At 34.4% G+C, this 13,723-nt stretch carries 13 protein-coding genes; 10 read left to right on the top strand and 3 right to left on the bottom strand.

Annotation, left to right across the window (positions count from 1 at the left end; all coding sequences use genetic code 11):
- Window positions 1-45: 45 nt before the first annotated feature.
- The gene (locus NAMH_RS04705) at window positions 46-1,422 is read left to right on the top strand and encodes an FAD-dependent oxidoreductase (protein WP_012663501.1); all 1,377 of its coding nucleotides are present in this window, start codon (window positions 46-48) and stop codon (window positions 1,420-1,422) included.
- Here the strand turns inward: NAMH_RS04705 and pyrD are convergent.
- On the bottom strand, window positions 1,419-2,498 hold the full coding sequence (gene pyrD, locus NAMH_RS04700; RefSeq protein WP_015902123.1) for a dihydroorotate dehydrogenase (quinone): 1,080 nt from the start codon (window positions 2,496-2,498) through the stop codon (window positions 1,419-1,421). The two genes, NAMH_RS04705 and pyrD, sit on opposite strands and share 4 nt — an antisense overlap.
- Window positions 2,499-2,549: 51 nt before the next feature.
- Here pyrD and NAMH_RS04695 point away from each other — a divergent pair, with 51 nt between their 5' ends.
- Window positions 2,550-3,101 (top strand): DUF996 domain-containing protein, encoded by a 552-nt coding sequence (locus NAMH_RS04695; RefSeq protein ID WP_015901951.1) that lies wholly within the window; start codon window positions 2,550-2,552, stop codon window positions 3,099-3,101.
- On the opposite strand, the gene cysS is transcribed toward NAMH_RS04695, so the two are convergent.
- Window positions 3,098-4,492, bottom strand: coding sequence for a cysteine--tRNA ligase (cysS, locus tag NAMH_RS04690; RefSeq protein ID WP_015902505.1), 1,395 nt, complete (start codon window positions 4,490-4,492; stop codon window positions 3,098-3,100). The genes NAMH_RS04695 and cysS overlap by 4 nt on opposite strands.
- Window positions 4,493-4,501: 9 nt before the next feature.
- Window positions 4,502-5,890: a murein biosynthesis integral membrane protein MurJ gene (gene murJ, locus NAMH_RS04685; RefSeq protein ID WP_041361577.1), complete on the bottom strand. Its 1,389-nt coding sequence runs from the start codon at window positions 5,888-5,890 to the stop codon at window positions 4,502-4,504.
- Between the two features lie 26 nt (window positions 5,891-5,916).
- On the opposite strand from murJ, the gene NAMH_RS04680 reads away from it, so the two are divergent.
- The 8 genes from NAMH_RS04680 to NAMH_RS04645 are packed head-to-tail and all read left to right on the top strand — an operon-like array spanning window position 5,917 to window position 13,690.
- A complete protein-coding gene (locus NAMH_RS04680) occupies window positions 5,917-7,797 on the top strand; it encodes a flagellar assembly protein A (protein ID WP_015902664.1) in 1,881 nt (626 codons plus the stop codon).
- On the top strand, window positions 7,781-8,335 hold the full coding sequence (gene ruvA / locus NAMH_RS04675) for a Holliday junction branch migration protein RuvA (protein WP_015901890.1): 555 nt from the start codon (window positions 7,781-7,783) through the stop codon (window positions 8,333-8,335). Before NAMH_RS04680 ends, ruvA begins: the two co-directional genes overlap by 17 nt.
- Window positions 8,332-9,366: a D-alanine--D-alanine ligase gene (locus NAMH_RS04670; protein WP_015902673.1), complete on the top strand. Its 1,035-nt coding sequence runs from the start codon at window positions 8,332-8,334 to the stop codon at window positions 9,364-9,366. The genes ruvA and NAMH_RS04670 overlap by 4 nt, the downstream gene beginning before the upstream one ends.
- Before the next feature lie 14 nt (window positions 9,367-9,380).
- Complete coding sequence (locus NAMH_RS04665; protein WP_012663938.1) at window positions 9,381-9,653, top strand: acylphosphatase; 273 nt, start codon at window positions 9,381-9,383, stop codon at window positions 9,651-9,653.
- Between the two features lies 1 nt (window position 9,654).
- Window positions 9,655-11,067 carry a Mur ligase family protein gene (locus NAMH_RS04660; protein WP_015902563.1) on the top strand — a complete coding sequence of 471 codons (1,413 nt, stop codon included), beginning with the start codon at window positions 9,655-9,657 and terminating at the stop codon, window positions 11,065-11,067.
- 9 nt (window positions 11,068-11,076) lie between these two features.
- On the top strand, window positions 11,077-11,688 hold the full coding sequence (locus NAMH_RS04655; RefSeq protein ID WP_012663963.1) for a TRAP transporter small permease subunit: 612 nt from the start codon (window positions 11,077-11,079) through the stop codon (window positions 11,686-11,688).
- Window positions 11,688-12,980 (top strand): TRAP transporter large permease, encoded by a 1,293-nt coding sequence (locus NAMH_RS04650; RefSeq protein WP_012663779.1) that lies wholly within the window; start codon window positions 11,688-11,690, stop codon window positions 12,978-12,980. The genes NAMH_RS04655 and NAMH_RS04650 overlap by 1 nt, the downstream gene beginning before the upstream one ends.
- Window positions 12,980-13,690, top strand: a complete 711-nt coding sequence (locus NAMH_RS04645; protein ID WP_015902209.1) for a DUF72 domain-containing protein — start codon at window positions 12,980-12,982, stop codon at window positions 13,688-13,690. The genes NAMH_RS04650 and NAMH_RS04645 overlap by 1 nt, the downstream gene beginning before the upstream one ends.
- The last annotated feature ends 33 nt before the right edge of the window (window positions 13,691-13,723 follow it).

Here is a 13,723-nt window from a genome sequence, read left to right as displayed (position 1 = left end):
CCTTTTTTTGTGTTATCATATCATAAAAATTTTTAAGGCAGAAGTATGTATGATATAGTAGTAATAGGGGGTGGTGTTTCAGGATTTGTGGCTGCTGTAAACGCCAAAAGGTTTTACCCTTCAAAAAAAGTTGTCGTAATCGAAAAAAATCCCAAAAAACTTATTCCGTGCGGAATACCTTATATTTTCGATACATATGGAATTGATGATGATTTAATGCATCTTGAAAAGAAACTCAAAAAATTTAATGTAGAGCTTATAACAAAAGAAGTCAGATCTTTTGATGTTAATAGTAAAGTTATTATGTTAAGTGAAGCCTCAGGTGAATCTTGTGCAAGTGGGAGCAGAGCGGAAAAAGAAACGGGTGAAAATAACACTGATGCCAATGATACGAATATACTAAAATACGAAAAACTGATAATAGCAACAGGTTCTAAACCTTTCGTACCTCCCATTGAAGGGATTGAAAACGCATATTTTATAAAAAAAGATTATGATTATTTAAAAGATCTTGTTTCAAAAGCCAAAAATGCATCGGATATTACTATAATTGGCGGAGGTTTTATCGGGCTTGAAATAGCGGATGAGCTCAGTAAAACCAAAAACGTAACTTTAATAGAAGCGATGGATTCACTGCTTCCTAATTCGTTCGATACCGATTTTTCCGAGTCGGTAAAAGAACTGCTCTCAAAAAAAGTAAGAATTTTATTAAATTCAAAAGTTTCCAAAATAACAAAAGAGGAGGTTTTAGTAAATTCCCGAACAATAAAAAGCGATCTTACGATCGTAGCCACCGGGTATAAACCAAATACCGAAATGTTTAAGGATGTACTGCCTCTTAATCCGAAAGGATTTATTCAGGCGGATGATTATTTCAGGGTTTCAAAAGACGTGTTTGCGATAGGGGACTGTGTGGAACACAAGGAATTTTTTACATCTAATCCGACACCTTTGATGCTCGCATCCACAGCCGCTTTTGATGCAAGGGTTGCGGCTGCGAACCTTTATAACCTGAGAATCATAAGACACAACAAAGATGCTCTTAACATCTATTCGACGGTAATAGATTCTAAAACGTTTGCCGCTGTCGGGATTACCGAAAAAATGGCAAAAGAGCAGGGGTTTGACATAATTGTCGCCAAAACCGTAACCCATTCAACACATCCTCCGAAATTTTCACACTCCACTGATGTGACGCTGAAACTGATATTTTCAAAAAAAGATCTTTATCTTTTAGGTGCGCAGCTCAGCGGAGGGTTAAACAGTGCGGAGATTATAAATATTTTGAGTCTTGCTATACAAAAAAGCGCAACCGCCACGGATTTATATACCATGCAGATAGGCACCCATCCAATACTGACGCCTCCGCCGACGTTTTACCCGATTTCGGCTACGGCTGCAGAGGCTTTGAAGGAGAGTTAGGCTTTGTTTTCTAATTTTTTAGGGATTTCCACCCCTATCGCTTCGCTTATATGGCTGTAGCCGTCTTTTTTGAGAAGCTCGATTAATCCTCTGTTTATTTCACCTACGATTCCCGGACCTTTATAGATTATAGCCGTATATACCTGAAGAAGAGAAGCTCCCGCTTTTATTCTTTTGTACGCTTCCTCGGCGCTGTCTATTCCGCCGACACTTATAATAGGAACTTTTCCGAATACTTCACCCGCTACAATTCTTAAAACTTCATAACTTCTCTGGGCAAGCGGTTTCCCGGAAATACCGCCTCTTTTTATTTCACTGTTTACGAGGTCGTAATTTACCGTTGTGTTTGTAACGATAATACCGTCGGCACCTGCCAAAACGGAATAGTTTGCAAGGTTTATAATAAGCTCATCTTCCATATCGGGTGAAAATTTTATGAGTATCGGTTTGTCTGTGAGGTTTTTAAGCTCGCCAAAGAGGCTTGATATAAATTCCGCGTTTAAAAGGTCTCTCAGTCCCGGTGTATTGGGTGAAGATACGTTAACTACGAAAAAGTCTACAACGTCTTTGAGTTCGTTTACGAGTATTTTATAATCTTCCACCGCCCTCTCTTCCGGAGTTGTTTTGTTTTTACCGATGTTTGCACCGATAGGAAGTATAAAAGGGTAGATCTTTTTAAGTCTTTTTTTTATGACCTCAACACCTTCGTTATTAAATCCGTATGCGTTTTGTACGGCTTCGTACTCTATATGTCTCCAGGCTCTTGGTTTTTCGTTTCCCGGCTGAGGCTTGGGAGTAACCGCTCCGATTTCTCCCCATCCAAATCCTAAAGCCGGCCATCCGTACACCATAGTCGCATGTTTGTCAAATCCTGCGGCAACACCTACCGGGTTTTTAAACTCAAGATCCCAAATCTTTTGATGAAGCATCACATCATCTACGAAGTTTGCTTTAACCAACGGATTGAAAAAAAGAGGGCATCTTCTGGCGGTTCGCATAGCAAGATCAACAAGATCATGTGCAAGTTCCGGGTCGGTTTTGTAAATAAGAGGTTTAACCATATTAAAAAAACTCATAAACAGCCTTTTTTGTTAAAATTATACATTAAATTTAAAAAAAGGACTAAATTGAATATAAAAGTGTGGGGGATTTTGGGGGCCGGATTTTTGAGTCTTGCCTTTATACCGAGTGTATCGGTTTTATTTACGATTTTAGGGTTGATATTTACAGGAATAGCATTAAATGCCCTAAGCAAAAACGAAAAGGTTTTTAATTATTTCTTAATAGCCTCTTTGCTCTCTTTTATAGCCACCATGCTTTTTTATTTTAAACTTATAGCCGTAATTACGAGCTTTGTACTTGGTTTATTCTCAAACAATCCCGTTGTGCCGATAGGGTTTAGTATACTGATATATTTTACTATTTATTATGTTTTACAAATAGTAAGTGCCGTGTATTTTAAAAAAAGTTTTTATCTTTTGGGTGAGGAGTACAATAACAGGTATTTAAAAATTGCAGGTAATTTCCTCATAGCGGGTGCCGTTTTGAATATTTTTGCAATAGGTCTTATCGTAAGTGTAATAGGGTGGCTTTTGATATTAATCGGATTTGTAACTATTGAAGAAATAATTAATGCGGAAATAATAGAAGAAGAGAAGTTTTTAGAAAATAAAAACTAAACCTTCTCCCAAACCGTACCGTTTGGAGTATCCTGAATCTGAATACCCATTGATGTGAGTTCGTCTCTTATTTTATCTGCCGTTTCGAAATCTTTTTCTTTTTTTGCCTGAGTTCTTTTTTCGATCAGTTCATTTATTTTGGCTTTGGTTTCCTCATCGATTCCGGCCTGGAAATATTCGTATGCGTCGCTTCCTCCGATACCTAAAAGCTCATTAATAAATTCTATGTTGCTTAGGATTTTTTGTTTTAAAACTTTATCTTTCGGGTTTTTATCAAGCGCTTCGTTTGCCTCTTTTACAAATTCATCCACAACAGCCAGAGCTTTTGAAATATTTAAGTCATCACTCATGGCTTCAAGAAGTTTCGCTTCAAATTCGCTGTCTTTTTGTTTTTTGGCAAGACCGTAAATTCTTTTTTTGAGTCTATAGAGTTTATCGAGCCTTTTTTTGCTGGCAATGAGGTCCTCTTCGCTGAAATTCAGAGGGGCTCTGTAGTGTGTGCTCATAAGGTAAAATCTTAAAACCTCTCCAGGATAATGTTTAAGGGCGTCTTTAATAAAGAAACTGTTTCCAAGGGATTTACTCATTTTTTCACCGTTTATCTGTACGAATCCGTTGTGCATCCAGTATTTTGCGAGGTGTTCCCCGTATGCGCAGTGAGTCTGGGCTTCTTCGTTTTCGTGATGAGGGAAAAACAGGTCCGCTCCCCCTCCGTGGATGTCTATTTCATATTCGCCGTTGTATGCGATATGTTTTTTAATCATGGCACTGCACTCTATATGCCAGCCCGGTCTTCCTTTTCCGAAAGGCGAATCAAAACACACGTCATCCTCACCTTTGCATGCTTTCCAAAGCGCAAAATCGGCCGGGTTTCTTTTGCCTTCCGTATCAACTCTGTGAACGACCTCATCATCCTGGCATTTGTTTGATAATTTGCAGTATTCTTCATCCTTGCTTACGTCAAAATATATATCTCCGTTAGGGAGCTGATACGCATAGCCTTTGTCAAGCAGGTTTTGAATCAGATCAAACATCGCTTCAAGCGATTCGGTGGCTTTAGGTTCGATATCGGCTCTTTTTACGTTAAGCGCGCCCATATCCCTGAGATATGAGTCAATATAATATTCCGTAATTTCTTTAAGGCTTTTGCCTGTCTGGTTCATTTTGTTTATGATTTTGTCGTCAATATCGGTGAAGTTTTTAACAAATGTAACCTTATAACCCAGTTTTTCAAGTGTACGCCTGAGCAGGTCGAAACTGATAGAACTTCTCGCATGCCCGAGGTGTGCGTCATCATACACCGTAGGACCGCATACGTAGATTCTGGCTTCGCCTTCTTTTATAGGTTTAAAATCAACTTTTTGTTTTAGGTGAGAATCGTAAATTGTCATAGGACTCCTTTAAATTATAAAAAGTATCAGCTGTTTAAATACTATTGCCAAAATTATACTTATTAATATAACCAAAATCATATAAAAAATATATTTTTTTTCAAAAAATTTTACAAATTCACTGAATCCGAACTCTTTTAGCGTTAAAATAAATAAAACCATACCTCCGATACTGCTTGCAAGTGCAAGGCCGTATACTTTCAGTGGGAAAATCAGTGCTACTGAAAATACGATATTGACCAAAAGCGATATTGCCGAAATTTTTGCAGCTTTTAGGTGTTTGTGCGTTGCGTAAAGGTAGCTTGAAAAGAGTTTATTAAGTCCGTAAGGAATTAGTCCTATCATGTACATTATAAGCACTACGGAAGTAAATTCGGTATCTTTAGCCGTAAACGCACCGTGCTCGAAAAGCAGTCTGATTATCTCTTTGCTGGAAATTATTGCTACTACGGTAGCTGTTATCAAGAGGTAAAAAAGCACCCAAAACACTTTTTTCATACTTTCAAATGCCTCTTTTTCCCTGCCGTCATTCAGGTTTTTCGTAATTTTGGGAAACAGTACGGTTGATGTCGCAATGGCAAAAAGGGCAAAAGGCAGCTGAAAGAGCCTGTTTGCGTAATAAAGATAGCTTATACTTCCGCTGATTAAAAACGTTGCAAGCCACGTATCGATAAATGCGCTGATTTGAGCTGTGGAGTTTCCGAGTATTGAGGGTAGGAAATGCTTTTTAAAAGTTGATATGTCGGCTTCTTTTTTACTTTTTGCTCCGATGTAGAGAAGTTTTAGCACTTTATATTTTCTGGCGGCAATGAGGTGAACGATTACCTGGGCAATTCCGCCTATTATAACACCGAAGCTCAGATACCAGATAATCTGCTCTTTTGGCAGGTTCATAGATAATAGCAGTGCTATTATGAGAGAAATATTAAGCAGTGCTGTTGAAAAAGCCGTAGTTGCGAAATGTTTTTTATACTGCAGCAGGCTTGCAAGAAATGTGACTATAAATATCAAATCCAGGTACCAGAAATTAAGTGCGATAAGAGGGGAAGCCAGTTTTTTTGCTTCTTCACTGAAGCCCGATGCTAATATATTGGTGACCAGATTGGAAAAAAGGGTTACAAACAGTGAGAAAATAAGTATAATTATAAATAACTTTTTAAAAACGAGCCATGTAAAACGGGGTTTATATTTTGCTTTTGCAAAACTCGGAAGAAAGCTTTGTGCAAAAGCGCCTTCGGCGAATATACGTCTAAAAAGGTTCGGAAATTTGAATGCAACGAAAAAAATATCCGAATATATATTGGCGCCGAGAACGGAAGCACTTAACAAATCACGTATGAATCCAAGGATTCTGGAATTGAAAATTCCTAAAAAATTGACGATTATAGATTTAAACATAAACGTATTTTACCAAAAGGATAAGATTGGGACTCTTTGATTTTCTAAAAAAAGAAGAAAAAAAACAAAAAAAAGAAACTTTACCTGTTGTAATAAGAACTGAAAACGTAAACGACGCATTGCTTAAAATTTCAACAAGTAACAATATACCTATTTCCGCACTTGATTTTGAAATCTTGGATTTTACTACATATATTAAACTCGGTAATAGTGAGTTTGTTGAATTGGACGATCAAAGTAAAGAACTTGTTCATAATGAAGACTTTTTAATCAATGAGGAAAATGAAATAAAACAAGTTTATGAAATAGAAATAAAAAAAGCCAGTTTTAGTGACGATTTCGAATTAGTTGGTGAAGTAAAAGTAAACAGATTTTTAACACATGCGGTATATATAATGAAACCGGAATCATTAATAGTTTATAAACCGGGACTTGAAAAAAAACTTAAAAACGAGCTAAATAAGAAAAAAATTAGAAATTCAATGTTAATAGAGCTTTTCGATGATAAAATGAATCAGGATATAGAAAAAGTAGTTGCTAAAATCAGAGTGTTGGGTCAGCTTGAACATAATGAAGAAATAGAACTATGCCAAGGGGTTGATCCGATTGAGAATATTGAAGGAAAGGTTATTTATCATTATCTTAAAAAAAGAGAAAATATAAAAAACGAACTCATTTTCCCTGTTAAAACAGGAGAAGTCGTAATTGAGATTATAAAACCTCAACAGGGAAGAAACGGTAGGGACTGCAGAGGTAAAATAATTAAAATACCACAGGTGCAAGACTTTAATATTCCTAATATAAGCGTTAACCCTGAAGAAATTAAAGTTGAGGAAACTGACAAAAAAATATTGTATATCGCAATGAAGGACGGTTATATATATAAAGAGGGCGATTCATATACTATTAAAGACGAAATGGAAGTATCCCAAATAAACCTTCAAACCGGTAATGTCAGCGGTGCAAAAGATGCAAACGTAAAACTTGACGTAAAAGAAAGCGATGCTTTAAAAGAAGCGATAGCCGATAATATGGTTGTTGAAACAACTGTGTTGATTGTAAGGGGAAATGTAGGAAAATCAGCAAAAATCAATGCTGAAGAGCTTACTATCGAAGGACAAACTCATCAAAAAGCCAAAATTCATGCAAACAAGGCTTTTGTTAATGTACATAAAGGGTATATCGAAGGTAAAGAAATCGAAATCAACAGACTCGAAAGCGGTATTGTCAAAGGTAAAAAAGTAAAAATAAAACAGGCAATCGGTGGAAAAGTCGTTGCTGAAGAGGTAGAGTTTGAGATTATGGGCTCTCATGTGGAAGTTTATGCGTTAAAAAATATAATTATCAATAAATTAAAAGGAAGCGAAAATAAACTTATTATATCTCCTTTGGAAGTTTTGGGATTAAACGCAGATGCGGATAAATTAGAAAAAATGATTGAAGAAATAGAAAGAAATATCGAAATTAAGACTAAAGAATACAATAAAAGAAAAGAAGTTTTACTTAAAAACAAACCTACAATTGAAAGATTAATGGCTGCATATAAAGAAAACAAGAAAAAAGGGATTAAAACATCCCCGACTATTATTAAAAAAATAAAAGAGTATAATGATTTTAAAGACAAAACGCTTGAATTAAAAAATGAAATTGTTCTACTACAAAAAGATTTACAAGAACTTCATGAAACACTTCAAAATTACCAAACTGCAATATTTAATGCAAAAATAATATCATACACACCTTGGAGTGCTTATAACAGAATTGAATTTGATATGGTTGAACCGCCCGTTAAATTAACTTATGATACAAAAGGTAATGAGGGTGTGTGCGGATTTAAACTTAAAGATTACGGAGACACATATAAAATAGTTAAAATAAAGGTAAATAAAGATGATAGCGGCTCTTAGAGGTAATATTTTTGAAAAAGACGGCGGCAAAATTCTGCTGGATGTAAATAATGTAATTTATGAACTTAATGTCAGTATGATTACTTTTTCTTCGGTAAATGATAAGGGACTTTTTTATATTACCGAGATTATCAAGGAAAATGAATATACATTATACGGTTTTGCGGATAAGAATGAAAAAAAACTGTTTGATTCTTTAATAAAGCTTAACGGAGTAGGGCCAAAAGTCGCTCTTGCAATATGTTCAACTTATACCCCACAGACATTTATGGATATAATTGCGAATCATGATATAAACGCTCTTAAAAAGATACCAGGAATAGGACCTAAAAGTGCTAAAAGAATATTAATGGAAATGGGTGAATTTGAGGTTGTGTTTGAAGAACAAAACCCTGTATTTAATCAAGCACTCAGTGCACTTGAAAGTTTAGGATTTAACAAAAACGATATAGTTAAAGCCTTAAACGGTATCAAGAGCGATAATTTAGAAGAAACTATAAAGTTAGCATTAAAAAAACTGAGTAAGGATATAAAATGACATTTGCTTTGCTTTTCGGCGGAAACAGCTTTGAACACGAAATTTCGATAGTAAGTGCTATTACACTTAAAGACAAAATAAAAAAACATACGTTAGAATTTATATATATTGACCAAAACAGAAATATGTATCTTGTAGATAAACAAAACATGAAAAGCAAATATTTTGCAAGCGGAGAATATAAAAACTCTCAAAAAATCGAAATTACAAAAGGAGGATTTAAATACACAAAAGGGCTTTTGAAAAAAGATGTGTTTTTAAATTATGATGCGGTTATTAATCTTATTCACGGTAAAGATGGTGAAGACGGAAAACTTGCGGGAATTTTAGAGTTTTTTAACATAAAGTCAATTACTCCAAATGTAGAAGCAAGCGTTATAAGCTATAATAAAGTTTTAACTAAAGCATACGCCAAAGAAATAGGGGTAAATGTAATAGATTATGAAATAATCACGGAGCCTAAAAGCAGCTTTGACTTCCCGATTATTATAAAGCCTGCGCGCCTTGGAAGCAGTATCGGTGTTAGTGTAGTCAAAACACAAGAAGAGTTTGACTATGCTTTTGACGTGGCGAGGGAGTTTGATGATTTAATTATTGCAGAACCTTTTATAGAAGGAATAGAAGAATATAACCTTGCGGGATGTCTGGCCGGAGGGGAGTTTATGCTTAGCAATATTGAAAAAGTCGAAAAATCAGACTTTTTGGACTTTGAGAAGAAATATATGGACTTCAGCAGAAAGAATGTTATGTTAAGTGATGTTGATAAAGACCTTACTGAGAGAATTAAAAAAACTTTTAAAAAAATCTATAATAGTACTTTTAAAAATGCGATTATCAGGTGCGATTTTTTTGTAAAAGAGGGTAGTGTATATTTAAATGAAATAAATCCGATACCTGGTAGTATGGCGAATTATCTCTTTGATGATTTTGATGATGTTTTGGAAAAACTTGCTAAAAATATTGAATCGGAAAAAGAAGTTAAAATTGATTTTGAATATATCAATAAAATCCAAATGGCTAAAGGAAAATAACATAAAGGCTTAAAATGGCTGTATACAGATTTATAATAAGCGGTAAAGTCCAAGGAGTTTGGTACAGAAAGTTTGTAAGTGAGAATGCAAAAAAAGCCGGCTTCAAAGGTTATGTGAGAAATTTGCCCGATACAAGGGTTGAAGCTGTTGCTGAAATAGAAAATGACGAAAGATTAAAAGAATTTATTGAAATTTTAAAAAAAGGCTCGCCGTACAGTGAAGTTAAAGACATTGAAATAGAGCAAATAGAAGATATTAAATTTAATGATTTTGAAATAAGGTATTGATATGTTTGATTTAATAGTAAATTTTATAACTGCATATATTCTTGGTTTTTACATAATTACTGTTCTTCAATGGTACAGTTACAGAGTCGATAGAATAATATTTCATTTTCATAAACCGCTTTGGCATTTATTATACTTTGTAATTCCTGTCGTAACGTATATCGCGGCATATAAGTTTTTTTGGATTTATCTGTTTTTCGGACTTATTCCTTCACTTTTTTTATGGCAGAGAAGAGTCAAAGGACTTGTTGTTACAGACAGAGTCAAAAGATTTTTCGTTTATGTAGGCCTTTTTGAAACACTGAATTTACTTCTTTTAAATAAATATCATTATAATCCGGGAATAGGTGTTTTGGCTGTGGTTATTGCTGCGATAATCGCATCGGAAATTACAGAGTATATTCTGTTTTTAAAATATAAAAAACTTGCTAAAGAAAAACTGACTAAAATAGACCCTAAAATTGTTGCAATAACCGCAAGCTACGGGAAGACATCTATAAAAAACTTTTTATATCAGCTTTTGGAAGGGACGTTTAAAGTATACAAAACACCAAGAAGCGTTAATACACTAAAAGGCATTATTAAAGATATAAATGTCGATATGCCGGAAAACATTGAAATTTATATTGCAGAGGCCGGAGCGAGAGAGAAGGGTGATATACTTGAAATTGTCGAATTTTTAGAAAATGAATATTCAATACTTGGTAAAATCGGTCCTCAGCATATTGAATATTTTAAAACACTTGATAATATCAAACAGACAAAACTTGAAATTTTCAAAACACCTAAACTGAAAAAAGGTTTTTCATACGAGGTACCGTATAACGAGAAAGTATTGGTTATTAAAAATAAAATTAAAAACATAAAAGCTTCTTTAAACGGTATAGAATGGGAAGTGGAAATAAACGATAGAATACATAAGTTCGAATGTAAACTTTTAGGCGGTTTTAATGCCGTAAATGTAACACTTGCAATTTTTCAGGCATTGGAATTTGGGTTAAGTGTTGAAGAATTAAAACAAAAAGTGCTAAAATTGGAATCAATTCCTCACAGACTTCAAAAAATCGAAGTCGGTGGTAAAATAATCATTGATGATAGTTTTAATGGTAATTTAGAGGGTATGATAGAATCTTACGAACTTGTAAAAGAATATAAGGGCAAAAAAATATTAGTAACGCCGGGTATAGTGGAAGCTACAGATGAGCAAAACAAACAACTTGCTAAAAAAATAGACGAGGTTTTTGATTTAGTGATTTTAACCGGAAGTATAAATAAAAAAGTCTTATGTGAAAATATTGTAAATACTGATAAAATTATTTTAAATGACAAAAAAGATTTGGAAAAAATTTTAGCGGAAAACACAAAAGCCGGAGATTTGATACTGTTTAGTAACGATGCTCCGGAATATTTGTAAGGAGAAATAATGGATAATTTTATTAATGCTTTTTTTAATTTAACGATGCCGCTTAGTGAACATATTGATTATACGATAATTGCGGCGGCATTTATTGTGTTAGTGTTGTCATTTGTTCCTAAAATAGATGTTTTCGTTGAAAAAATTACCAAATTTTTTATGATTCTTGCAGTAATTTCTCTTATTGTTCTAACATTAATTGTTAGTTATGACGTAATAGTCAGAAAACTCTTTCACGGTGGAAGTATAGCTTTGCAGGAGCTTGAATGGCATTTATTCGATTTAACGTTTCTTTTTGCTATTGCATATACGTTAAGTCATGATAAACACGTGAGGGTAGATATTTTTTATGATAAATTTTCTACAAAAACAAAAGCAATCATACAAATAATAACGGTATTGTTTTTTGTTATTCCTTTATCAACATTAATTGTAATTGAAGCAATACCTTTTATTCAAATGAGTTACTCAATGCATGAGCAGTCAGGCGATCCGGGCGGACTTTGCTGCAGATGGATTATAAAAAGCGCAATGATGTTCGGATTTTTTGTTGTATTGCTACAAAGTGTATCAGAACTTAAAAAAGCATATTACAAATTAAAACATTCAAAAGGTAATTAATGACGGGTATAGTTTTATTTATAGTGGCATTTATATTGTTAATGGTCGGTATTCCGGTTGCTTTTGCTTTCGGTGCGAGTGCGATTTTTGCGGCACTTATAGATCCTAATTTGGGACTTGATGTTTTCGGACTCTTACCTTACCGTGTTTACGGTATTATGCAAAATTTCACCCTTATGGCTGTTCCACTGTTTATTTTTATGGGATTTATTCTTGAAAAAAGTAAAATTGCTGAAAATATGCTTGAATCTATCGGTGAGCTGTTCGGTCCCGTAAGAGGAGGGCTTGCGATAGCAATCGTAATAGTAGGTGCGATTTTAGCGGCTTCTACGGGAATTGTCGGTGCGAGTGTTGTGATGATGACAATTATTTCTCTGCCTATTATGTTAAAACACGGTTATTCACCGAGACTCGCAGGCGGTGTAATTGCCGCAAGCGGTACGCTTGGACAGCTTATTCCTCCAAGCATCGTACTTATTATTTTAGGTGCCGTTATGAATATCAGCGTGGGAGATCTTTTTAAAGCAGCGATTATCCCGGGGCTTATAATTGTCGGGCTTTATATTGTTTATATTTTAATCGTAGCGTTTTTAAAACCGGAAATCGCTCCTGCAATCAAAACCGATAAACCCTATTCAAAAATACTCTTTCAGGCTCTTAAATCACTGGTTGCTCCTTTTATTTTGATTGCGGTTGTTCTTGGAAGTATTTTTGCGGGATTCGCAACACCTACAGAATCAGCGGCTATTGGTGCACTGGGTTCAATTATTCTTACGTTTTTTTACAGAACGTTTAATATGGAGCTTTTAAGATACGCAACGGTTGAAACGGTAAAAATCACAGCAATGATATTTATGATTTTAATAGGTGCGACTGCGTTTTCACTTGTGTTTAACGAATCTGGAGCAGGGGACATCGTTACTACCTTCTTTACTGATTCGATATCAAATCAATATGCTTTTATTGCCATTACGATGGTGTTAATTTTTATTTTGGGATTCTTTATCGATTTTATTGAAATTACGTTTATTGTTATCCCTATTTTATTGCCGATCGTACAGGAATTCGGCATCGATCCTTTATGGTTTGCACTGCTTATTGCAATTAACTTGCAGACTTCATTCCTGACACCGCCGTTTGGATTTAGTCTGTTTTATCTAAAAGGTGCGGCAGGTGATAAAATACAGACAAAAGACCTGTATCTTGGAATTATTCCGTTTATTCTTATACAGATTATTACGCTTTTAATCGTAATTTTCGTACCGAAACTTGTTTATATATTAGTTAACTGATGATTTATATAGGAACAAGCGGATATTTTTACAAAAACTGGGTAGGGGAGTTTTACCCTGCCGATTTGAAAACTTATGAGTTTTTTGATTACTACGCACAAAAATTCAATACACTTGAATTAAATTCTACTTTTTATAGATTCCCCAAAATTACGACGATCAAATCATGGAAATACAAGCTAAAAAAAATAAACAGCTTCAAACTCTCAATCAAAGCCAACAGACAAATCACACACAGATCAAAACTGAAAGATTTGGATGAGCTTAAAAGTTTTATAAGTATATGCAAAAATCTCGGAAATTCGTTGGGAGTTATATTGTTTCAGCTGCCTCCGAGCCTTAAATACGATATAGATCTTTTGATACATTTCACAAGGTCTTTGGATGAAGATATAAAGTACGCCATAGAATTCAGAAACGACTCTTGGTACAGAATTGAGACATACGCACATTTGAAAGACAAAAACATAGCTCTTGTGTGGCATGACTATAATCAAGATATTAATTTTGAACAAACCGCTGATTTTGTTTATGTAAGACTACATGGGTCTAAAGGGAAATATAAAGGCGACTACAGCGATGAATTTCTCTTTGATCTTTACAGCAGACTAAAAGAACATGAAAGCTATGTTTATTTTAACAATACGGATGATAACAGTGCGTTTAAAGACGCTTTGAGGTTGAAGGCTATATTAGAAAATAAAATTTAGAGAATATACATTATGTTAACTAAATAATATTAA

The organism is Nautilia profundicola AmH, from assembly GCF_000021725.1.
GTDB lineage: Bacteria > Campylobacterota > Campylobacteria > Campylobacterales > Nautiliaceae > Nautilia > Nautilia profundicola.
This window is presented reverse-complemented; position numbering and strand designations above follow the sequence as displayed.